Origin of the sequence: Photobacterium chitinilyticum (genome assembly GCF_004104355.1) — a bacterium.
Taxonomy (GTDB): Bacteria; Pseudomonadota; Gammaproteobacteria; order Enterobacterales; family Vibrionaceae; genus Photobacterium; species Photobacterium chitinilyticum.
Genome location: NZ_RJLM01000004.1, coordinates 356,228 through 379,644, shown reverse-complemented (window position 1 = coordinate 379,644; position 23,417 = coordinate 356,228). Strand labels below are relative to the sequence as shown.

General features: G+C 49.5%; 19 protein-coding genes. 5 read left to right on the top strand and 14 right to left on the bottom strand.

The features are described 5' to 3' along the window. Positions 1-133: 133 nt before the first annotated feature. From EDI28_RS12725 to cmoM, 6 genes are all read right to left on the bottom strand, one after another. The gene (locus tag EDI28_RS12725) at positions 134-919 is read right to left on the bottom strand and encodes a tetratricopeptide repeat protein (protein WP_128784254.1); all 786 of its coding nucleotides are present in this window, start codon (positions 917-919) and stop codon (positions 134-136) included. Between the two features lie 327 nt (positions 920-1,246). Then, a complete protein-coding gene (locus EDI28_RS12720) occupies positions 1,247-2,260 on the bottom strand; it encodes a hypothetical protein (protein WP_128784253.1) in 1,014 nt (337 codons plus the stop codon). 296 nt (positions 2,261-2,556) lie between these two features. Next, positions 2,557-7,017, bottom strand: a complete 4,461-nt coding sequence (gene mukB / locus EDI28_RS12715; protein ID WP_128784252.1) for a chromosome partition protein MukB — start codon at positions 7,015-7,017, stop codon at positions 2,557-2,559. Next, entirely contained in the window at positions 7,017-7,745 is a 729-nt protein-coding gene (mukE, locus tag EDI28_RS12710; RefSeq protein WP_128784251.1) for a chromosome partition protein MukE, read from the bottom strand. Before mukE ends, mukB begins: the two co-directional genes overlap by 1 nt. Then, the gene (gene mukF, locus EDI28_RS12705; RefSeq protein WP_128784250.1) at positions 7,726-9,048 is read right to left on the bottom strand and encodes a chromosome partition protein MukF; all 1,323 of its coding nucleotides are present in this window, start codon (positions 9,046-9,048) and stop codon (positions 7,726-7,728) included. The genes mukE and mukF overlap by 20 nt, the downstream gene beginning before the upstream one ends. Next, positions 9,045-9,881: a tRNA uridine 5-oxyacetic acid(34) methyltransferase CmoM gene (gene cmoM / locus EDI28_RS12700; RefSeq protein ID WP_128784249.1), complete on the bottom strand. Its 837-nt coding sequence runs from the start codon at positions 9,879-9,881 to the stop codon at positions 9,045-9,047. Before cmoM ends, mukF begins: the two co-directional genes overlap by 4 nt. Positions 9,882-10,001: 120 nt before the next feature. On the opposite strand from cmoM, the gene elyC reads away from it, so the two are divergent. From elyC to EDI28_RS12685, 3 genes are all read left to right on the top strand, one after another. Beyond that, a complete protein-coding gene (elyC, locus tag EDI28_RS12695) occupies positions 10,002-10,844 on the top strand; it encodes an envelope biogenesis factor ElyC (protein ID WP_128784248.1) in 843 nt (280 codons plus the stop codon). Between the two features lie 338 nt (positions 10,845-11,182). Beyond that, positions 11,183-12,574: an L-cystine transporter gene (locus tag EDI28_RS12690; protein ID WP_128784247.1), complete on the top strand. Its 1,392-nt coding sequence runs from the start codon at positions 11,183-11,185 to the stop codon at positions 12,572-12,574. A 180-nt stretch (positions 12,575-12,754) separates the two neighbouring features. Further along, positions 12,755-13,111 (top strand): YgiW/YdeI family stress tolerance OB fold protein, encoded by a 357-nt coding sequence (locus EDI28_RS12685; protein ID WP_128784337.1) that lies wholly within the window; start codon positions 12,755-12,757, stop codon positions 13,109-13,111. Between the two features lie 72 nt (positions 13,112-13,183). Here the strand turns inward: EDI28_RS12685 and kdsB are convergent, their stop codons facing one another. The 5 genes from kdsB to EDI28_RS12660 all read right to left on the bottom strand — a co-directional run bounded on the left by kdsB (position 13,184) and on the right by EDI28_RS12660 (position 19,364). Further along, positions 13,184-13,930 carry a 3-deoxy-manno-octulosonate cytidylyltransferase gene (gene kdsB / locus EDI28_RS12680; RefSeq protein ID WP_128784246.1) on the bottom strand — a complete coding sequence of 249 codons (747 nt, stop codon included), beginning with the start codon at positions 13,928-13,930 and terminating at the stop codon, positions 13,184-13,186. Next, positions 13,930-14,109, bottom strand: coding sequence for a Trm112 family protein (locus tag EDI28_RS12675; RefSeq protein ID WP_128784245.1), 180 nt, complete (start codon positions 14,107-14,109; stop codon positions 13,930-13,932). The genes kdsB and EDI28_RS12675 overlap by 1 nt, the downstream gene beginning before the upstream one ends. After that, on the bottom strand, positions 14,090-15,097 hold the full coding sequence (gene lpxK / locus EDI28_RS12670; RefSeq protein WP_199287428.1) for a tetraacyldisaccharide 4'-kinase: 1,008 nt from the start codon (positions 15,095-15,097) through the stop codon (positions 14,090-14,092). The genes EDI28_RS12675 and lpxK overlap by 20 nt, the downstream gene beginning before the upstream one ends. A gap of 26 nt (positions 15,098-15,123) precedes the next feature. Then, on the bottom strand, positions 15,124-16,881 hold the full coding sequence (gene msbA, locus EDI28_RS12665) for a lipid A ABC transporter ATP-binding protein/permease MsbA (protein ID WP_128784243.1): 1,758 nt from the start codon (positions 16,879-16,881) through the stop codon (positions 15,124-15,126). Positions 16,882-17,000: 119 nt separating this feature from the next. Beyond that, complete coding sequence (locus EDI28_RS12660; protein ID WP_128784242.1) at positions 17,001-19,364, bottom strand: DNA internalization-related competence protein ComEC/Rec2; 2,364 nt, start codon at positions 19,362-19,364, stop codon at positions 17,001-17,003. A gap of 32 nt (positions 19,365-19,396) precedes the next feature. Between EDI28_RS12660 and EDI28_RS12655 the strand changes: the two genes are divergently transcribed. Next, positions 19,397-19,906 carry a DUF2062 domain-containing protein gene (locus EDI28_RS12655; protein WP_128784241.1) on the top strand — a complete coding sequence of 170 codons (510 nt, stop codon included), beginning with the start codon at positions 19,397-19,399 and terminating at the stop codon, positions 19,904-19,906. 194 nt (positions 19,907-20,100) lie between these two features. On the opposite strand, the gene lolE is transcribed toward EDI28_RS12655, so the two are convergent. Genes lolE through lolC form a run of 3 tightly spaced genes read right to left on the bottom strand, consistent with a single transcriptional unit; the run spans position 20,101 to position 23,235 of the window. Continuing rightward, complete coding sequence (gene lolE, locus EDI28_RS12650) at positions 20,101-21,345, bottom strand: lipoprotein-releasing ABC transporter permease subunit LolE (protein ID WP_128784240.1); 1,245 nt, start codon at positions 21,343-21,345, stop codon at positions 20,101-20,103. Then, positions 21,345-22,034 carry a lipoprotein-releasing ABC transporter ATP-binding protein LolD gene (gene lolD, locus EDI28_RS12645; protein WP_128784239.1) on the bottom strand — a complete coding sequence of 230 codons (690 nt, stop codon included), beginning with the start codon at positions 22,032-22,034 and terminating at the stop codon, positions 21,345-21,347. The genes lolE and lolD overlap by 1 nt, the downstream gene beginning before the upstream one ends. Then, positions 22,027-23,235: a lipoprotein-releasing ABC transporter permease subunit LolC gene (gene lolC / locus EDI28_RS12640; protein ID WP_128784238.1), complete on the bottom strand. Its 1,209-nt coding sequence runs from the start codon at positions 23,233-23,235 to the stop codon at positions 22,027-22,029. Before lolC ends, lolD begins: the two co-directional genes overlap by 8 nt. Here lolC and EDI28_RS26955 point away from each other — a divergent pair. Continuing rightward, on the top strand, positions 23,227-23,385 hold the full coding sequence (locus EDI28_RS26955) for a hypothetical protein (RefSeq protein ID WP_164918542.1): 159 nt from the start codon (positions 23,227-23,229) through the stop codon (positions 23,383-23,385). The two genes, lolC and EDI28_RS26955, sit on opposite strands and share 9 nt — an antisense overlap. Positions 23,386-23,417 lie beyond the last annotated feature (32 nt).

The following is a 23,417-nucleotide window of genomic DNA, read 5'->3' as shown; positions in this document are numbered from 1 at the left end:
ATCGACAGAAAAAGAATAGTAAATAGAACAGCAGATAGGTGTAAAAGTGGAGGGATAATCAAAAGAAATGCTGATATTCGTACAATCAAAAAAGCCTACTTCAAAGAAGTAGGCCTTTCTTATTTTGTCTGTATTATAGCGAAGCCATATAGATAGTCTGATGCTGTTGATAAAGCTTCAGGCGATTTTCAAATTTAGCAAATCGCTGGCCCTTGGTTTCTTCTAACTTATCAATGGCAACTTCCTGTGCCTCGATAGCCTGGCGAAACTCACCGCATGCAGCGTAAGCAGCAGCCAAGTTGTCATAATCGCCAGCATCACCTGTTCCGGTGCGTCTCAATACTTGCTTGGCTAACTTTAACGCTCGCTCACCATCACGCATACGCTCGTCAGCACAAGTCGCATATAGCCATACCAAGTTACGCTTTGATTCTAATGAGCCACCATTAGACGCTTCGTTAAACCATTTGATGGCATTGCCGCAATCAACTTTTCCAGTTGCACCTGAAGCATAATAGGCACCTAGCTCTATCATTGCTGGTACATCACCTTCTTTAGCCGCTTCCATGTACCAGCGAATGGCACGAAGATTGTCTTTCGGCAATACCTGACCGGCTTTAAACAAGTCACCAATCATCGTTTTTACTTCCGGCATATCGACAGCAGCTTTTTCTAACCAGTACATGCCTTTCATCGGATCAGCTTTCAATCCGTTCGAACCTTCTAGGTAAGCTCGCCCTAGGAAAAGCTGCATATTTTTATCGCCCTGTTCGGCTTCAAGCTCAACATAATTCAAGGTTGATAACAGGTGATTCTCAGGAGATGTCGTTACAGAAGCCTGGGCTGTTCCGTAGCCGACTACAGCAAGGCCAAGCATGGCGCCGAAAACAACTTTTTTAAGGGTCATTACTGCAGGCATATTAAGGTCTCTTTCTATCTGGCTTTGTGGTGTTGAAATGAAATTTATCGAAGTGGTGGTTGAAAAACAACCGACAAAAGTTAGACAGTAATGGCTGCAATTGCTGACAATTGAGATTATTCGATGTGAGCTCAGAGAGTTAGATTCGGAATATAGCTGATCGTGTATTGTTGATTATGAGAGATAGATCGTATTCTTCCACCATATAAACTACGGATATATGCTTAACAACAGCTGAATCCACAAAGATTATGCTGCTAGAAAGAGTAAACCAAAGCCGTCAGTCTCCGCTGACGGCATCTGGCTTCTACTGTTCGATAACCTCTTTTACAACGGCAGGAACTTGTCCTCGCCACTATCAAGCTTTTGATTTGTATGCTTAGGTGCATCCCCGTCTAGGTCTATATCCAGATCAATTTGATCAGGCAGATCAAGCAGACCATCGCACACTAGCACGACGTCATAATCTCCCGCCGGGACATAGGGCATCGAGTAGCTGTTGTCTTTCGTGACCTTGGCCGTCATCGTCGGCGTGTATTCATCAGATCCCAAATCGCCGTATTTCTCCTGCTCATCATTGGATTCGTAGAGATAAACATAGGCATTGTCTACAGAAGGGCATGACGATGTGTCAATATCACCAAAAATGCTACCTGACAAGGTTTCGCTGAGTAAGTTAAATGCTTCTTGCTTAAACTTGTAGGCGTTCTCAACCAGCTCAAACATACTCCTAAAATCAAATGTCATCACAAAAGATTCAGGCGCATCAATATTGATGTTCAAGCCTTCAAACGTGAGATCATCATCGATGACCTTATTGTCGATCCAACTACCGACATAGGAATACGGGACTTGAATTGGCATATCAATCGGAAAATCATAATCACCCTTGGCTAGAGATAACGCCATGCTGACATACTCGCCGACCGGTACAAGTTGTTCTGAAATCAAGCCGACAAGATCGACACCGGTTACATCATGCAGATCGACCACAATAAATTTGGGTGTTCCGTCATCATAAACTGGGATCTCCGCCCCCTCGGGAATACATTGCTCAGAACTTTTGGCCTCGCCATTCATACTCCTCGTGGTCCACTCGACAATCTCTCCTGCAAGGTTAGTTAGCGTCACAGTTTGAATTGCAACACAAGCCTGCAACTGATCACCATCATCAGGTATTTCTGGCACCTCTGTTGGCGGTTTTGAAATATCCACTGAGACCGGCACGTCTCCGGAACCTGAACCCGGTATCGCATTTGCCGAACCAGAGTCGTCCCCCGATGAACCGCCGCACCCAGCCACCACTAACGTGGTGAGCATCGTTAATATTATATTTTTCATGTCTTCACCCCTACGACAATATATAAATTGGCCGTGACCAAACGGATTCGCGGGCCGCCGCTCAGTTTGGCTTGTTATTCTGGATGGCCGAATCCAACAGTTAAAATTTTAGAGGTTAATGGCACCACAAATAATTTATCGATAACGTAATTAAGTAATGAGATGAGGTTCTTAGTAACAAGACATAGGGTCAATAATGAACCTCTCCACGCGCGGTACGGTAAGGATAACCGGCATAAAAAAAGGCCGGATTTCTCCGGCCTTTTCTCTCAACTTAGTCTGTGTGCCAGCGCACTTTACGCAAGGTCAAGCTCAAGCATTTCCTGAATATTGCCCGGTGATTTTTGCTCCTGACCGAAGCCACGCAAACCAACCACATGAACATGTTCGCGATCTTTGAAAATCTTACGAACCAATTTATAGGTTGTGCCTTTTTCAGGGCTAATGTTCTCCGGTGCAGCAATCAGAAGCTGCATGTCCAAACGCTCACACAACTCGAACAGCGTTGCGATAGATTTCGCATCCAGTCGTGCAGCCTCATCAAGGAACAACAGACGGCACGGGATGATATCTTTACCCCGCAGACGGCGTGATTCTTCTTCCCAGCTCTGTACAACCATCAGTAAGATAGCCTGACCCGTACCAATGGCCTCACCCGTCGATAACGCCCCAGATTCTGCCTGCAACCAACCATCTGTACCACGGTTAACTTCGATGCTGAGTTCAAGGTAGTTACGATAATCAAGCAGCTCTTCCCCCATGATCTGCGGCGAACGCTGACCCATTTCGATATGCGGGTTCAAACGCTGGAACAATTTCGCAATCGCTTCAGAGAACGTCAGGCGATGGTTGCCAAAGAGATCCTGGTGCTGTTCTTGCTGCTCGGCCAAACCGCTCAGTAGCGCCTCATGCGTATCACGCACTTTGACATTCAGACGAACACCTTTCACCTGACCAAAGCCGATATTCTGCAGGCCTTGGTTCAGCATACGGATACGGTTCTGCTCACGCTGGATAGTCTTGCGGATGATATTCGCGACCGAGTCGGAACTGATTGCCAGACGCTGTTCACGTGCCGTCAGCTCTTCGCTAAGACGCGCCAGCTCGACTTCCATCTCTTCAATAGCTTCAACCGGATCATCGGTACGAATAATATCGTGACGAATACGCTCACGAAGATGCTGGTAGACGGCAATATAGAACAGAACCTTACGTTCAGGACGCGATACATCCTCCGAGGCGCGAAGTGCATCTCGAAGTTCTTCATTATCAGCAACCGCCAGACGCAGAGCTCCCAGCGACTTATCAGATAGCGAACGTAATTCGTCGCCCGACATATAAGCCATTTCACGGCGGTGCAGTCGACGTTCGACATCGCTCTCGCGAGCCAGTCGCAACACGGCACACCAACCGGCTTTGGCCGTTACAACCAGCTTGCGGATTTCCTGATATTCCTTACCCACTTTACGCAGACGCTTCACCAGGCCTTTCATTTCCAGCTCTACCGAGGTGATCGCTTTCTCTAACTGACTGCGACGTGTCCGTGAACTATGCAGGCGCTCGTTCAGCTCATCACGGCGTAAACGTGCACGTTCTTCAGCTTCGACATCGGCGCGCACACCGAGTTCCTGCAGTTCACGCTCGAACTCACGCACTGTTTCCAGCTTCGCCTGATGGGAGCTCTTGAGAGAAGCCATCAACTGGTTGTACTGGTTGGCTTGGGCACGGGACTGCTTCAGTGCATCACGGCAACGGGTCCGCTCCCGCTCTGCCGCAATCAGTTTCGCCTTAAGCTGCTCATTGAGCTCGGAGCTCTTGTTCAACAGCTCCACCGAATCGGCATAGCTGAAGTGATGGCGACGTTCAACCAAGTCCGCAATCGCAAAGATTTTGGTTTTCAGTGACTGTAGCGTGTTGTCAGCCTGCTCATATTGTACCTGCAGGGCATCAAACTGCTCAGGATCCGCATCCAGTGCAGAAACCAGCCCTTCAAGTTCAACTACAGCCTTGCCGTGGCGGTCAAGGTAGTTACGTGCGTCATCAAGCTGGGACAGCTGTTGTTCAACCTCTTCAAAACGCGCAAGAAGCGTATCGTCTTCCAGCAAATTCACGACCGGATTAAGCTTACCCAGTAATGCCAACCCTTCACGCGCCGCTGTCAATTGGCTGCGCTGCTGCTGTTCTTTGGCATCAGCCTCAGACAAGCTACGAGTAACCTGGTTACGCTTGTCGCGTGCAATTTTCAGCTCGGCTTCAGGATCGGCGTTGAAGGCAACCGCCATATGTGTTGCAACAAAGCTATTGAAGCTCTGATATAAACGCTGCAGCTTCTGCGAATCAAACGCGGCCTTGGCGTGATCCTCAACAACTTGCTCACGTTCCTCACGCAATTGCTCGAGACGCTGCTCACGGGCTGCTCGGCCAAACAGCGGTACTTTCGGGAAACGCGAGTAACGCAGCTGACGGTCATTAAGGTGAACGCAAACGGCATCTTCCAGTTCATCGACATCGAAGCCGCTGTCATCGAACGAGTCCGCATCACCTTCAATTATATAAAGATCGTCAGGGCAGTCGTCCAGCGCCACCAGCTTGTCTTTGATGCCTTTCAGATCCGGAACCACAATCGCGTGGCGAGAAGGACCGTACATCGCACTGAAATATGGAGCATCGGCTAGGGTGATATCATCATAGATCTCCGACAGCAGGCTACCGCCGAGTGTATCGGCCAGTGCTCGCAATCGGGAATCATCGCTACCGCCCGGCTGCGCCAGACGCTCGATATCCAGATCCAGCTGCTTTTTGCGAGTTGCAAGCTGATCTCGTGTTGCAGAGACCTCACGCTCTTTATCAAGCGTCAGCTGCATAGCATCCATTACCGCCTGGCTGTCAAACAGCTCGCGATCGGACTGCTCTGACAGTTTATCCAGTACTTCGGAGGCGGCAATCCATGCTGGCGCAGACGCTTCTAGTGAAACAACCTGTGATGATAGCTGTTGCTCCTGACGACGTAGCTCACCACGTTGCTCAACCAACATATCCTGTTGGTGCTCTAGGCTTTCCAGCGTCGCTTCATGGCGTGCCTGCTCTTCAGCCATCGCTAATTCACTGTCGATAGCCACAGCAAAGCGCTTAGTATACGTTTCTGCCAGCTCGGTGGCCTGACGTTGGTTTCGTACACTACGCTCCAGATCGCGATACTGTGCCTTAAGCTGATCGCCTCTATCGGCAATAGCACGTAACTGGCGGGTATGCGCAATCAGCTCACGAGCCTTGCCACCGGCATGAGTACGGTCTATAGCACCGGCAATGGTCGTTACAATCTGCAAACCTTTATCGAACTGCTGGGCTGCTGCCGAGGACATATCCAATTTATGCTTCAGCGCTAGCAGCGCAGTGGTCTGCACTTCCTGCTCCTGCTTGAGCTGGGAAAGGTACGGCACCGCCTGATCGGCTAGTAACTGGTGATCACCAGACAACTCGCGGGCTTTTTCCAGCGCCTGTACCGCCTGCTGATATTGCAGGGCACGGGTCTGCTGCATATCCAGCGCCTGTTGGTAGTCTGCCAACTGTGTTTTCAGACTATCTACTTCCTCTTCGGTAAGCAGCGCCTGCTCTTCTACCATTGCCAGCTGCTCGGCGGCTTCTTCAACCACCATCACCTGTTCTTCGAGACGTTCGGTCAGCTCCTCAAGATCTTCACGATACCGTTCAATCTTCTCTTGCTGACGTACTGCCGTCTGAACCAGTTGCAGGTGATCGGACGCAGCCTGATGATCTTGTTCAAGCGCACCTTCACGCTCGGTCAGTTCATCGAGTTCACCGGTCATGTTAATCATGGACTTTTGTTGATCGCCCAAGATTTTACGTGATCCCAACAGCTCGCCACGCAGACTTAATGTTTTTTCCAGCTTTTTACGGCGCTCGTTGGCATGGCGCATATAGTCCGCGGCTACGTAATTCGTTGCCTCTGTGATCAAATGCTTGAACAAGTCACGGTCGTTCTGGGTCAGCTTGATGGCTTCCAGCGTCATCCGGTTTTCACGCAGGGCGGCTTCCATGTCCTGGAATGCCTTCTTTACCCCGGTATTGTGCGGCAATAGGTAGTCACGCAGCGAGCGGGTAATCGCACTGGAAATCCCCCCGTATAAAGAGGCTTCAATCAAGCGGTAAAACTTAGAGCGATCGCTGCTATTACGTAATTTTTTCGGCAAAACACCAAACTCAAACATCTGAGCGTGGTAATCCGTCACCGAGTTAAATGCTTTGAAGTGTACCCCTTCATACCCGGAAGCAATTTCTTTGACTTCATTGATCTGGCGAACGCGAGCCTGATTATCAGACAGCGTTTCAACCAGTAGTTCCGTCGGCTTAACGTCCGATGGCAGGCCCTGGATAATAAATGGCTTGATGTCCACTTTCTTGTCACGGCCAGCAACTTGCTGAAGTTTTACTGCAAAGACAATACGTTGCTTCTTAGAGTTAACGACATCCAAAGCGGCATAACAGGCGCCCGGCTTCAACTTACCGTGCAGGCCCTTGTCGCGCGAAGCATTCGAACTACCGGCTTCCGTCGTATTTCGAAAGTGCAGCAAGCTTTGATCAGGGATCAACGTGGTGATGAAAGCCGCCATGGTGGTCGACTTACCGGCACCGTTACCACCCGACAAAGTGGTAACCAAATTATCAATGTCAAACGTACGGGCAAAGAAGCCGTTCCAGTTGACCATTGTCAGCGATTGATACTTACCGCGTTCCATCAGGCTTCACCCTCCTGTCCGTCATGCCCAGCTTCTGGTTCTTTTTCTTGCTCGTTATCCAACAGGCTCGACTGACTCGGTTCCTGCTGATGAACAACGACCGCCTCACCGTCACGGATCAGACGAAGCTGCGCTTCGCGCACATCATCACCAGTTCTGACATCGGCCCCAAAGCGGAATACAGCCTCGCTAATGCGGAATTTACCGTTTTCGCCAATGGGAATGATCATCCCGATACGGCGCAGGCGACGCAGCGATGTTTTGACTTTGTCGAACAGTTTTTCCCTGTCGAGATCGGATCCTGAAGCTCGGTTGGTGACCAGCTTCATCAGCTTCGCTTCGTCCGCCAGTGCCAGCAGCTCTTCAAATAGCTCCTGGTTGGTGAAGATCCCCTCATGGGCCAATCGCTCCGGGCTCAGGTAAAGGAAACACAGTACCTTGCCGACCAGCATATCGATTTCTGACAGTACAGAACGGCCAATCAGAGACGTCGAACGCGGACGCAGGTAGAAGAACCCTTCAGGTGCCCGTACCAGCTCGGCGTTATAACGTTTGTAAAACATAACCAGTACCTGCTCGCATTCAATCAGCAGGGCATGGTTATCCATATCTTCGCTGGCAATATGACGGCCAGAACGTAGCGCATTATCCAGTGCCGGGAAAAGTGGGTTGGCAATCGCCTTGGCCAACTTTTCAGGCATAAATTCTTCAATATTTATCGATGACATTAGCTTGTACCTTGGCTCCGTAGTCGTTGATAGCTTCCCAGTCAGGCTGTATTGCATTGAAGTCTGACTCTGAGTAACCGAGCCTTACAGCCTGATCAATCACAATACGCGTTAAATCAAAGTGCTGCGCATGTGGTTGTTGAGCCAAATAGTCTTTAAGAAGCAAACTTAGGTTAATCGCAGCACCCGTTTCTTTGTGGGTCTGCAGCATTGCAGCAACTTGGTCGGCCAGCTGGTCGTTGACCTGGCTGAGCTCTTCAAATTCCATCTCTTCCGGCACAATACCGGTGACTTCGTCGTCTCGCAGTACCAGCGCCTCGTCACGCATGTCCAGCAGACGTTCGGCGTCGGCATAAATCAGCAACCAAGGGTCGTCAAAATAATCGGTAACCGACTGGCGCAGGCGCTGGCTGAACGCACGGTTCTTGTCCATATCAATCGCGGTACGGATGAACTTATGAACATGGCGGTCATAACCAATCCACAGATCAATAGCCTGCTGGCCCCAGTTGATGATCCGGTCCAACTTGGCCTGCAGGATAAATATCATCCCGTCGACGAAATCCAGATCCGGGTTGCCCTGAATTTCTTCCTGGATAACCAAGAGCTGGGTTTGCAACTGGTCACCAGCCGCCTGCAGGGTATCTTGCAGTTCACGCAAAGTGCTGGATGTTTCATTCAGCAAACTTTCACAGCTGGTAATGGCCGCACGCCAATCCTGGTTCAGCAATTCGGCAATATCTTGCTTCACCTGTTGCTGCTGCTCGTCCATGGTACGCTGGTTAAGATCAATCCGGTCAAAAATTTCCGCCACTGAATATTTCAGTACGGCATAAACTTGCTGGCGCCAGTGTTTCTCATCGCCGCCTTCCTGCGCGGCTTCCGCCGCTTTGTTGATCTCGTCGGCAACCATCGCCAGCTGAATCGACAATTTCAGCGATGAATACTCGCGATGGCGGGCATAGTAATCCGTTATGCTCAGCGCTAGCGGGCTGAGGCGGTAAATACTGGCACCATCGTTCATCTCGCTGGTAAAGCGGGTAACTAAACGTTGGCGAACCAACTCATTAATGGCGTTATTGGCACGAAAGGCCAGGGTTTCTTGTGACTGATCGAACATGTCGCTTACTATGCGAAACGCATCAATCAGTTCTCCTTCCCCTAATTCTTCATCAAAGCGATCGCCGCTTAGCACAGCAATCGCCAACAAGAACGCCAGCCGTTCCGTTGGCAGGTTAAGCGAAAACTCATGCTGCTTAACCCAACTCACCAACTCAGGAACGGTCTGGGATACATCACTCATCCGTTGTCCTTATTGCTGTTATCGTTGCATGTCCCATTATCAGCCAGTTTTACTTGGCCTGATGGCTTCTGGGCATATACATGGATATAGCGGCCCAAGGACAAATAAGGCTCCTGACGACAAAGCTTTTGCTCCATCTCAAGAACTTGTTCAAAACTGTAATCTCCAACCATGGTTGTCTGCATATAGTCATGGAAGGTACGCACGCCGGTTTTGCCTAAGATAGTAAATCCGGCATCGGTTAACCAGCTATAGACATCTTCAGGCTTAATGGCTTGCTGCGGCTGTAGCTTGAAGCGCTTACGATGCGGCATCCCCTCTTCAATATGGGTAAGATTGCCACAAATAAGATTCTTAAACAGCAGCCCGTTGTAGTTGTAGAACATCACGGAGATAACTCCGCCGGACTTAGTCTGCTCCAAGAGCCGTTCAAGCGCTTCCTTCGGATCTGATAGCCACTCCATTACTGCATGGAATAAAACCAAATCCGCTGGCTCACTCAAGTGCTCACCAATCTCCTGGACTGGGCTGTGCACCAAGCGATACTGCTCAAGAAGGCCGTGGTTGGCAATTTCCTGCTCGGCCAACTTCAGCATTTCACCAGAAAGATCACATAAAGTGACACGATGCCCCAACTCTGCAATCTTTTGCGACAGCTGGCCGATCCCCCCGCCTGCATCAAGAATATGCAACGGTGTTTGTGCTTCTAGCAAGGCTAAAATCTGCTCAAGATCTTGCCAGACAACGGTCTGCCTAATTTGGCCTTTCGCTGTGCCGTAGATGTTTTTCGCAAATTTTTGCGCTAGGTCGTCAAAATTTCGATCTTTGATCACGTCAACTTTACGTTATGATAGCGGTTGAAAAAATGTGGCTTATTTTCTCACAAGCGTTAAAGGAATAAAGGCTTGTGGTGCTTTTTCGAGCTCAACTGCTGAATTTTCGGACTACATTGCATGTTTGAATTAAAAAAAATTGTTTCTGCACTACTAATGCCCCTGCCCGCACTGCTAATTATCGGGTTTATGGGCTTACTGTTACTTTGGTTTACCCGGCGTAAAGGGCTCGCGTCCTTTTTCATTGCCTTTGCTTTTTTGGGTATTTTCCTCGTGTCTTTCCAGCCGATTGCAACCAGCTTGCTACGGCCTTTGGAACGCGAAAATAACCCCTATGTGCCTTCGTCCACCACGGTCAACTTCGTAATGGTCTTGGGGAGCGGGCACGTTATCGACCACGCGATGCCTATTACCTCAGAGCTGTCACGCACTTCGTTAATGCGTCTGGCGGAAGGTATGCGCATCCATCGAATGTTCCCGGGGTCAAAATTGATCCTATCGGGCTACGGCGGCGGTTCAAGTATCAGCCAGGCGCGAATGATGGCAAAAGTGGCCCTGGCACTGGGGGCTAACAAAAGTGATATTCTACTACTGGAAACCGCCAAGGACACCTGGGAGGAAGCTTTTCAGGCTGCTTCTGTCGTGGGTGATGATAAATTAGTACTTGTTACCTCAGCCAGTCATATGACTCGTGCTCTAAATGAGTTTAAACAGGCAGGCCTCACCCCAATACCGGCCCCAACCAATTTCCTTGCCAGCAACAAGATCAAGCAACCTTGGGAACGCTATAAACCCCAGGCCAAGTATCTAGAGCAAACTGAACGCTACTGGCACGAAACATTGGGCCAATGGTGGCAGCGCCTGAGAAACCTGCTTGGTGAGCCGAAACAAGCTCCCCAGCAACCCGAATCAACCACAAAAATATCCACTGAGTTGGCGCTAAATACCAAGGTTCCAGCTTAGCACTCATATCTATCAGGCCGGATAATCGGCCTGATATCACCCTTTCTACTTCATCCTCCAGCTACCCCTGCACCTAAATACACCGTTATCTAAACTCATGATTACCCAGAACGCCGCTGTGTAACAACATCACCAACAAGTGCAATAAACAACCAGTTTGTGTACACTGCCATCCATATTCCTAAAAGTTTTATTATGTTCGATTTTCTTATAGCTTTAGTTATTAAAAACCGTTTCTGTTTTGAGCCTTACATCATACAATTATCATTCTCAACTTATTGATAAGTCTGAAAATGGAGTTTCGGACGTCAGAAATAAAATACTTGGAACTGCTCAGCATGATGTATCAAATTGTCAACCTGGCGATCTTCGCCCTGCTTATTGGCCTGTTGGTCAAACAGCAAAAAGCCAAACGCACCCTGTCCAAACAAGTCTTTGCCGGCCTTGGTTTGGGCGTTATCTTTGGCGGTACACTGCAGCTGGTATACGGTGGTGGCAGCCAGGCTATCACCGACACCCTCGAATATATTAATATCATCGGCGCGGGATATGTCAGCCTATTGAAAATGATCATCATGCCTTTGATCATGGTTTCAATTATCGGTGCCATCATCAAAGTAAAAGATTCCGGCTCGCTAGGTAAAATTTCAGGCCTGAGTATCAGTATTCTCCTAGCAACAACCGCAGCGTCAGCACTTATTGGTATCCTTATAAGCAATCTCTTTGGTCTATCTGCGGAGGACATTGTTCAGGGGGCTCGAGAGATAGCCCGTGGTGAAATTCTTGAGACTCGCCTAAGTACTGTTGAATCATTGTCGTTTGCCGATATGATCATTTCATTTTTCCCCGGCAATCCATTTGCCGACCTTGCAGGCAGTCGTCCAACATCAACAATCGCTGTGGTTATTTTCTCTGCTTTCATCGGTATCGCAGGCCTGAGTGTTATACGAACCCAACCTGAGCTAGGTGCAAGCTTTGAGAAATTTATCAATGTGGCACAAGAGGTGGTTCGGACTCTGGTGCGTATGGTGCTGAGCCTTACACCGTATGGTGTGTTGGCACTGATGGCCAAGGTGGTTGCTGGCTCAAACTACGATGACATTCTGAGCCTGATCAATTTCGTTGCCGCCTCCTATGTGGGTCTTGCGCTCATCCTGGTCATGCATTTAGTACTGGTCTCTCTCGTGGGTGTAAACCCGGTTCGATATCTGAAAAAGATTTTGCCCGTGCTGACCTTTGCTTTCACCTCCCGCTCAAGCGCCGGGACAATCCCACTGAATGTCGATACTCAGGTAAAGAAACTAGGCAACGGCGAGGGGGTTGCTAATTTCTCGGCATCCTTTGGAGCAACGATGGGTCAGAATGGTTGTGCGGGCTTATACCCTGCCATGCTAGCTGTCATGATTGCTCCGACTATTGGCATCAATCCGCTTGACCCTAGCTTCATGCTGACATTAATTGCCGTCGTCACTATCAGCTCGTTCGGTATTGCCGGTGTTGGCGGTGGCGCAACTTTCGCTGCTCTGATTGTACTATCAGCGTTGGATATGCCAGTTGCACTGGCTGGCCTGCTGATCTCAATCGAACCACTGATTGATATGGGGCGAACTGCTGTCAACGTTAGCGGTGCGATGACAGCCGGAACGATTACGTCCCGAGTATTGGAACAAGCCGATAAAAGCCTGTTCGACGCCGATGAAAACAACGACATTAAGCCTGTTGAAGCCTAAAGGGCTGATCCAGAAAAATTAATTTCAGGACCACCTTCGGGTGGTCTTTTTGTATTATTAAGCAAATTACCATCATGAACAGAATATGAATTTCCTACTCACGTCGAGTTCAGCCACTTCGGTGTTTAATAGACTCATCAACCAAGATAAACCAACAATGAGATAGGTAGGATGACCATGATTAAGAAAACTGTTTATGCAATTACCGCTGCAATGATCATCATGCCAGCTGTCGCGCTTGCTAACCCTAACGGCGTGTCATATAGCGGTCCGACACAAACAACAACAGTAAGCAAAGTACTGGCACAGACTAGCCTGTTCTCAAAGCAAGATATCGTGCTTGAAGGCAAGCTGATCAAGCAAATTAATGCTGACACCTATGTGTTCAGTGATGGTACCAACGAAGTCAACGTTGAACTCGATGACGATATACGCCTAGATCAAGCCATTACGGCCAATACCCGCCTACGTATTTATGGTGAGGTTGAAGGTGGTGCAACACCTGAAATCGAAGTCGACAATATTCAGATCTTATAAAAGCGGGGCATAAGATACTAAAAAGGCTAATCACGATCAGCCTTTTTGATGTAGTAGCCTGTAATAGATTTCTCAGCCTATCAGCTCACGTACTTTTTCTAGGTCTTCTGGTGTATCAACCCCGGCAGGCGGCGCATCAATAGCCACTTCGACATGAATTCTTTCGCCGTACCACAGCACGCGAAGTTGTTCCAGTGCCTCGATTTTTTCCAGTGCACTCGGTTCCCAGTTGATATAGGTATTAATGAACCCGGCACGATAGGCGTAGATACCGATATGTCGCATCAGATTCTGATGGATCTCCTGCGGGCGCTTGGCAAAATTATCACGATCCCACGGGATTGATGCCCGGCTGAAATACATCGCATAACCATTTTTATCCGTAACGACTTTAACCGCATTTGGATTAAACACTTCATCAGCATGGTCAATTTCAACCGCCAACGTGGCCATTGGAGCATCATTATGAGCCAGGTTATCGGCAACCTGGCGAATGATCGTTTCAGGAATTAACGGCTCGTCTCCCTGTACATTAACCACAATCTGATCATCGGCCAGCTGGTACTTATCAACCACTTCTGCCAGGCGCTCGGTGCCCGACTCATGATCATCACGTGTCAGGCAGACTTCGCCACCAAAGCTCTTCACCACATCAACAATGCGCTGATCGTCAGTTGCAACAATTACCTGCTCTGCACCGGCTTTGCTCGCTTGCTCGTAAACCCACTGGATCATTGGTTTACCGCCAATGTCTGCCAACGGCTTACCCGGCAGGCGAGATGACTGGTAACGTGCCGGAATGATAACAGTAAACGACATTACTTCACCTCGTCAGGACTTAACGTACGCGCTTCCGGCTCAAGCAGTACCGGAATGCCATCCTTAATTGGATAGGCAAGACGGTCAAACTTACAAACCAGTTCACTCTTGTCTTTATCGTAGTTCAGCTTCCCGTTGCAGACAGGGCAAGCCACGATTTCAAGCAGACGATGATCCATATTCTTCCTTTACCTTAATAATCCGGTTAATAATGGCTTCAGCCTCAGGCGCTGGCAGTACGGCATCAACAGGCAAATACCACCAGTTAGGCTGAGCGAAAGTGTGGCATTTCACCGCATCTTTCTCTGTCATTACTAAATGCTGGCCCTGCTGGGCCAATTGTTTTAATTCTTGCTCGGAGAATGCCTGGTGATCAGCAAACGGCTGACAAACGACAGGCGTCACTCCCAGCATTTCAAGTGTATTAAAAAAACGAGGTGGATGGCCAATGCCTGCCATCGCAACCACACCGTTCAGTTCTGCGACCTGCCGGCGTTCGCCAGTTTTAACATTGATCAGCGGTGAAGGCTGCAGTTGCATTGGCGCTTCACCGTGCTGTGGCTGGCCACCATTGCAGATCAAAAAATCAACCTCGTCCAACCGCTCACAAGATTCACGCAGCGGCCCCATCGGGATCAGCTGCTGGTTGCCAAAGCGGCGTTGGCCATCAATGACGACAATTTCAATGTCACGCTCAAGCGCATAATGCTGCAGACCATCATCGGTAATAATGACATCCACATTCTGCTTCATAAGTAACTGTACGGCTTCGGCTCGCTTCGGCGATACAGCCACCGGGGCTCCGGTACGACGATGAATCAAAACAGGTTCGTCGCCCGCTTCAGCCGTTGAAGTATCCGCACTTACAGGGTAAGGGTAATACGGCGCTTTGCCGCCATAGCCCCGAGATACAACGCCTGGCTTCAGGCCTTTGGCCTGTAGTTGCTCGACCAACCATATAACTACCGGTGTTTTGCCATTACCGCCAGCGGTAATATTGCCAACAACCACAACCGGTACGGATGCCCGGAAAGCCTCTTTCTGACCACACTGATACTGCTGGCGACGGCGACGGCTGATCAGCCCAAACAACTGACTAAGAGGCCATAACAAAGGCTTGAGCAATATCCCTGCGGGATGCTGTTCAAACCAGATTTTTTCGATAATGGTTGCCATCTTTCACCAAGCTATTATTACTCACCAAATTGGATGCGATGCAGCTGAGCGTATGCTCCATTTTGGGCCAGCAGATCGGCATGAACACCACGCTCGATAATTTCACCTTCGTCGACAACCAGAATCTGATCGGCATTTTCAATCGTCGACAGGCGGTGGGCGATAACCAGCACGGTACGGTCTTTCTGAAGCTCATCCAGTGCCGACTGAATAGCGCGCTCAGATTCCGTATCCAAGGCAGATGTTGCCTCATCAAGGATCAAAACAGGTGCATTTCGCAACAAGGCCCGTGCGATAGCGATACGCTGACGCTGGCCACCCGACAAACTGACGCCATTTTCACCGATAACGGTATCCAGACCGTTATCCATACTCTTTATAAAGTCCATGGCATAAGCCAGTTCAGCGGCTTTCTCAATTTCAGCACGGCTAAACTGGTCACCGCTGGCATAGGCAATGTTATTGGCTACGGTATCGTTAAACAGGTGGACATTCTGCGATACAACGGCTACCTGATCACGAAGATTAGACAGCTTATAATCACACAGATCGTGCTGATCAATGGTGATCTGACCTGACTCAATATCGTAGAAGCGAGTCAGCAAATTAGCAATGGTACTCTTGCCCGAGCCGGAACGACCAACCAATGCTAGCGTTTTTCCCGCCGGAAGCGAGAAACTGACATTGCGTAATGCCGGTGCGTCTTTAGTCGGGTAAGTAAAGGTGACATCTCGGATCTCTATATCACCCTTCACACGCTCGGCCACGACAGTGCCATGATCTTTTTCTGTTTCAAGCTCCATCAAACCAAACAAAGTCTGACAGGCAGCCATACCGCGCTGGAACTGAGAGGTAACGTTAGTCAAAGCTTTTAGCGGGCGCATCAGGCCGAACATCGCACCAAAAATCAGTGCAAACGTACCCGGTGTCAAATCAGCACGAAGTGACTCTGTATTGGCCAATACCAGCACCACGACCAGTGCCAGAGAAGCAATCACCTGGATCACAGGATTCGCAATCGCCTGTGCCGACACCAACTTCATCGTCTGCTGACGCATACGGTTGCTGACATCTTCAAAACGCTCTTTCTCAACCTGCTGACCACCATAGCTCAGCACAACCTTATGGCCTTTTAGCATCTGCTCGGCAGAAGATGTGACAGAACCCATGGCATCCTGCATATTTTTGGAAATGCGACGGAAACGCTTCGAGACAATACGGATGCTGATCGCTACGACAGGGGCAATAACTAACAGAATGGCCGACAGCTGCCAGCTGTTCCAGAACATAATCCCCATCAAGGCAATGATACTTGCTCCTTCACGAACCAGACTGACCAGCGAGCCACTGGTTGCGGCTGCAACTTGCTCTGAGTCATAGGTAATTCGTGACAGCAACTTACCGGAAGATTCCTGATCAAAGAAACCTACAGGCATTTTCATGAAATGATTGAACATCTGACGGCGCAATGTCATGACGACATTGCCAGACACCCACGACAGACAATAGGTGGAAACAAAGCCACTCGCACCGCGAAGGATCATCAGCCCCAGCAGATAAAAAGGCATCATTGCCAAAAAATTCGATTCAAGGCTATCCAAGCCGCCAAAGCTTTCATCCATCAAAGGTTTGATCATTGATAGCATCAGCGCATCACTAGCAGAGCTGATAACTAACGCAACGACTGCGACGCCAAGACCTGCTTTATATAAGCTGATTGAAGGCCAGAGCTGTTTAAACGTATCCCAAGTGGATTGATCTGTTGGTTGTGTCATGAAAACCAGTTTTTCTTGAAAACAATTCTGCTCATTCTACTCTTTTCACACCGATGCACCAAACAAGTTCCTGCATCCTTTTTTCAAGCCGCTCAATTATTAAGCATCTTAGTAACCCATTACTCACTGAACAACTTTCGAAACCAACTATCTTTCACTTCTTGCCTATAGCGTAAGAGGCCAAGTTTTCCCTCCTCAATAGTAAATGACACCTGCCCGTTCCGGGCGGTAGTGAGCCAGGCGGCACCTTTATCCAGATAGCGTTGCTTGACTTCAGCAGACGGTAACTGCCACGGATTATAGCGAGCAACAGAAACTAACGCGTAAGACGGATCCATCGATGCTAACCAGGTCTTGGTCGAAGAGGTTTTACTTCCGTGATGTGGAACCAGAAGGACGTCGGGTGCAATCTCAGGTTCAAGTTTGGCCAACAACAACTCAGAAATAGCATCAATATCACCGGTCAGCAAAACGGAGGTCGGATTAGCTGGACTCAACGCCCTATCGCTAATTTCTATGACACATGAGTGCGGGTTTGCGGCTCGTACAGCCAGCCTGGGAGGCCAAAGTACCCGAAAATCCAGCTGCTGCCATTGCCAGCTTTCTCCTCGCCGGCAGGGCATAAACCCATCCCGCCTGTCGCTGCTTCGTTTCCATTCAGGCTGTAATCGCGCAATAACATCTGCAGCCCCGCCAGCATGATCGCTGTCTGCATGGCTGAGGATCATTCCGTCAAGTTCTCTCACCCCGTCAGCAAGCAACACAGGTTCGATAACAGCCGTCGCAATACTCCCTTGCTCCCAGCGGTTGCCGGTATCGTACAATACCGCAAATCCACCGCGCCGGATCAATATCGCCAGTCCATGTCCCACGTCCAGCATATCAACCTGCCACTGGGCTGCAGGCACGGCGTCATATTTGGTCGGCCCTAACAGCCCCCGCCAACTGACAACTACCAGTGTAACGGCAAGATACAATGCCTTGAAAGTTCGGACAGGCAAAAACCACAGCAACGCGACTAAACCAGTGCCGCCAAGCAGGTATGGTAGCCAGGATACAGAAATGCTCCACCAGGCACCATTTGAAAAATCAGCCAGCCACATCACAGGAAACAACGACAGATCGGCCAACCACCAAAGCTGAGCCGACAACGAAGGCAGCCACAATGATACAATCGCCGCCAGAACCAGAGGCACTGTCAGCATACTGACCCAAGGAACAGCTAAAAAGTTTACTATTGCAGCAACCAGGGATATCCCGCCAAACCATTGCCACTGTACCGGTAGCATCATACACATCAGTACCAGCTGTACCAATGCCAGCTGCCTTAGCTTGTTTCGCCAAGTGCGTAGCCGTGATGCTTCTCTATCTATATCCACTCTCAGCCCGCTGATATTGGCCAGATACAGAATAAATACCGCAGAGAATGACAACCAGAAGCCAGCAGAGTATGACCCTAACGGATTGAAAACCAAGCAAGTCACTAGCGCAACAAGCAGTATCTGCCAGCCGGGCCATTGTAACCGCAACCGAATGAGTACCATGACTATCGAACTCATCAGCAACGCCCGTTGCGTCGGCAGGCTAAATCCCGCCAGCCACGCATACCCCAACGCAAACAACAAACCAAGCCATAATGGTAACCAGAGCAACATATCGCTTTCTGGCGCAGCACCACGAATTTGGCAACCCAACCACCAACCACATACAACGGCAAGGCCTATGTGAAGCCCTGAAATGGCCATCAGGTGCGAAAGCCCGCTATCACGCAGGCGGAGCCAGTCTGCATTATCGAGTCCGTCGCGAAAACCAAAACTCAGCGCCAGCAAATAAGGCTGGTGTACCAATCCATCTGTCAGAGCAACGACGCGATCTAAGGCCAATTGGCGCAAGCTCACCTCGGATAGCGATGATTCGGAAAACTGGGGCTCGGATAATAGCGGAGCAGATTGTTCGGCTAGAAATATCCGCTGGCCGGAAAGTACCATCCCTTTACCATGCAGTTGATTACCAAGAAAATAACGCTCAGCATCAAACCCCGCGCGATTTACTCTGCCATAGGGACGCCGCAGTCTGACCTCCAGTTGCCACCGTTCTCCCTGCTTCATTTCGACAGCCCGAAGCCACTCCAACCTTACCCGTAACGGATTCCAATACGATATTTCGTGCTGCCCTATTGCAGAGAGAGTAAAATCAAACTTAGAGGTGGGGATATTTTGATTTAATAGGCTGCTAACTTCACCAACTATGGTAATATTCTCGCGCTCAATGGGTATCAATCGGACTGCATCTGCATAAAAAGTTGCTCCAATTTTCGCCACAAGGGTTCCAAAAACGACCCAGATCAACATTCTGAGCCGTAAAAAATATGAAACTACACCACCTATCATTAAGGCTGTTACAAACCAGATATAATCGGGGATCTGCGGCCAGAAATGAAGCGACAAAATTCCTAACGCAATACCGGCTACGGCTTGGTTCATATCCGTATTGCCAAAATAACTAATGAATAAAAATGCCAAGACAAGTTATTAGACGTTTCTTGCCAAGCCATGACGTGATCAAGCGCCAGAAGGCGCTTAAGATTTTCGGCAATGTGCTTTACAACCCCAATTTGTGGTGCCTCAATCGCCGCTCGGCTTCGGGGGCCTTTGCTGTGGGTCTCTTTATGGCATTTGTCCCGCTCCCCAGCCAAATGATCATGGCTGCCGGCCTTGCCATCTTGTTCAGTGTCAACTTGCCACTGTCGGTCTGCCTTGTCTGGGTCAGCAACCCTGTCACAATGCCTGTCCTTTTTTATGGTGCCTATAAAATCGGTGCCTGGCTGATGAATGCTCCCCACCAACCTTTTCACTTTGAACTTTCTTGGGCGTTTTTGCTGAACCAAATGAGTCAAATCGGGCCTCCCTTCTTGTTAGGCTGTACCGTTTGCGCGATCTTTTTTGGTCTTGTCGGCTATTTTGGAATTCGGGGACTATGGCGCTATTCGGTCGTTCGAAGCTGGAACAAGCGACGCTTTCGCTAAAGATTCGATATAGCTTTCACAAGAACATGACGAAAAAAACCTCGCCTAGGCGAGGTTTTTTATACTCTAAGCCAATGAATTACAATGGCTAAATACCCAACTGGGAACCAGATATCAAACAATCAAGAGCTGTTTGAGCATTTGTCACTGAACCCGCGAGCTTATTCTCACTTTAAGCATTACTAAGCTAAGAGCTACTTGGCACTCAGCACCTGCGCCGGTTGCAAGGAGCTGGCCCGTCGCGCCGGATACCATGTTGCCAGCAAACTAAGCACAACCGCTGTCAAAGAGACAATAGCGACATCCTGAAACGCAAGTTCGGTTGGCAGAAAATCAACAAAATAGATATCCCCAGAGAGAAACTGGTGGCCAATAACATTTTCCAACCCTTTGATCAGCGTCGTAAGGTTAATCGCTACCAAGGAACCCAGCGACGCACCAAGCAGGCTACCAATAACCCCTGAAAGAATACCGTGCCAGATAAAAATAGACTTCACCAGCCCGTCACTAGCCCCCATTGTGCGCAGTATAGCGATGTCTGCCGAGCGATCCTTTACCGCCATCATCAGTGTCGACACGATGTTAAAGCACGCCACCCCGATCACGAGTACCATCACCAGATACATAATGGTACGCACCATCTGGATATCACGGTAAAGATAACCGTATTTCTGGGTCCAGCTCTTCAGGTAGACATAGACCGGCAAGGTAAAGCCTACCTCACGGACAATCGCTTGTGCCTCCAGGACATTATCGACATTCAGCGAGATCCCGGACACACCATCACCCATCGACAAATACTGCTGGGCATCTGCCAGCGGCACCAGGGCAAAATTGTGATCAATCTGGCCACCCAGTGCCAGCAAGCCAGAAACCTGAAGCCGAATTCGGTGAGGAGCCTTAAGCTTTAGAGCCGGATCGGGATTCGGGATCATAGCAGTGATCCAGTCCCCTTCAGAAATACCCAGCTTATCGGCGACACCCTGTCCCAAAATAACCTGCTTCTTACCTGCCATGAACCGTTGCCAGGCATTACCTTTTACGTAATCTGGAATTGCACTGACTTTGCGCTCTTCCTGAGGATTAACGCCACGCACCTCAACGGCTTTGAGACTGCTGCCCTTTTCGAGCAAAGCGGTAAACCTTATATACGGTGCAGCCCCCGTCACCCGCGGGTGTGTCTGAGCGGTTTCCAGCACCGAGGTCCATTCGGTAAAAGGCGGCTTCACCGCCTCAAGCTCGCCATGCGGAATAACTGACAGCACCCGGTTTTGCAGCTCACGTTCAAAGCCGTTCATTGCCGATAGGCCAATAATAATCACAGCCACGCCGACAGCAATTCCCAGCGTCGACGAAATCGAAATAAATGAAACCATACGATTACGCTGTTTCGCCCGGCTAAAACGGCTACCGATATACAGAGAAAGTGGTCGGAACATTAAGCCACCTCTACCTGCTCCAGCACACCATCTTGCATGTGCATGCATCGATCCAGCTTGCCTGCCAGCTCATTATCATGGGTCACAACCAGAAACGCGGTACCCGACTCTTTGTTCAATTTGCGCATGAGCTCATAAATTTCAATAGCTGTTTTATGATCTAAATTACCGGTTGGTTCATCGGCCAGTACCAAGGCCGGGTTATTTACGATCGCCCGGGCAATCGCAACACGCTGGCGCTCGCCACCGCTAAGCTCTGAAGGTCGGTGTTCAAAACGATGATGCAAGCCAACCTGCTCCAGAATACTTTCTGCCTGGGATCTCGCTTTATCAGACGCTACACCGCCAATCAGCAATGGCATTGCCACATTTTCTACCGCAGTAAAATCAGCCAACAAGTGATGGAACTGATAGACAAAACCCACGTCCTGGTTGCGGATCTTGGCCTGTTTGTTAGCACTCATTGCATTGAGTTTCTGCCCTTTGAAGAAGACATCACCATCGGTAGGCTCATCCAGCGCGCCCAGCAAGTGCAACAAGGTACTTTTTCCCGAGCCTGAAGCACCTACAATGCCAACCAGTTCACCGGCATTGATACTAAAACCAACCTCTTTTAATACCTCGGTTTCAAACTGAGCTTCGCGGTAAACCTTACGCAACCCATGACAAACCAATAACGAATTACTCATAACGCAATGCCTCAGCAGGACGAACAGATGCTGCACGATAAGAAGGGAAAACAGTAGCCAGCAAACTCAGAACAATCGCGCCGACAATAACCAAAACAATTTGCGCGGGCTCAACCACCACGGGTAGCGAACCGCCAACCATTAACAACTGCACGCCCAGCACAGATAAGACCGAATTCAGGTTTAACGCCAGAAGCGTGCCAAACAGACCACCAGAAACAGCGCCGATCACACCACTGCTTGCCCCCTGGACGATAAAGACCATAAGTACCTGACGACTAGCCATCCCCTGGGTTTTAAGAATGGCAACCTCGGCCTGCTTCTCCATCACCACCATGATCAGCGCGGAGATAATATTAAACGCCGCAACCCCGATGATCAGGCCAAGCATCAGGCCCATCATATTCTTTTCCATTTTCACTGCCTGGAACAGCTCACCGCGTTGCTCGCGCCAGTCAGACCAAACCCAGCCATCTTCCAACGGTAGCCGGGCCAGCTCAGTGACAACAAACGGGTCATCGACAAACAGCCGCCATCCGGTGATTTCACCGGGTTTATAGCGCAGCAACTTACCGGCATCGGTAATATTAGTCAGGATAAGCTGCTTATCGACATCAGAACCGGTATTAAACATGCCCTCGACAACAAAATTGCGCTGACTCGGAATTCGCCCCAAAGGCGTATACTGGCTGGCACTGGTTACCATCAGGCGAACCTTGTCACCGACACTGACCCCAAGCTGCCCTGCCAGCGACTGACCAAGAATAATGCGGTAGCTACCCGGCGTCAGATTGGCCACATCACCTTGGGTCACATAGTAACCGACCGGCTCATAGGCATTAGGGTCGACACCAAGCAGAGTACCTGCCGACAATGACGAGGCACTTTGCAGTATCGTTTCACTACGGGTCAACGGTGTGGCCATCGTTACATGGGGCAGCTGGGTGAGTGATACCGGTGGCTCACTGCCCCGCACTACCCTGCCATCCGGCTGGGAAACCAACGCTTGGGGCATGACACCAAGAATACGTTCCTTCAGCTGCTGTTCGAAACCGTTCATTACCGAAAGGACAGTGACCAAAGCCAACACACCAATGGTGATCCCTGCCGTGGACATATAGGAAACAAAACGGCTGAATCTATCCCCGGAACGTCCTCGCAAATAGCGCAGGCCAATAAAAAAAGAGACTGGATGAAACATAAACGAAGTCGAAACCATCCTGTTATTAACTGCCCGCAAGAATACCCGTTGCAGCTTGCGATTACCATCCGGAGGCGTAAAACTAATGTAAAAACAGAGGGTAAAATAGACACTGTTACGGTGCTGCGCTTGCTCGAAGGCGAAGGGTAAGTGATAATCGAAGAATAGTTAATTAATCACGA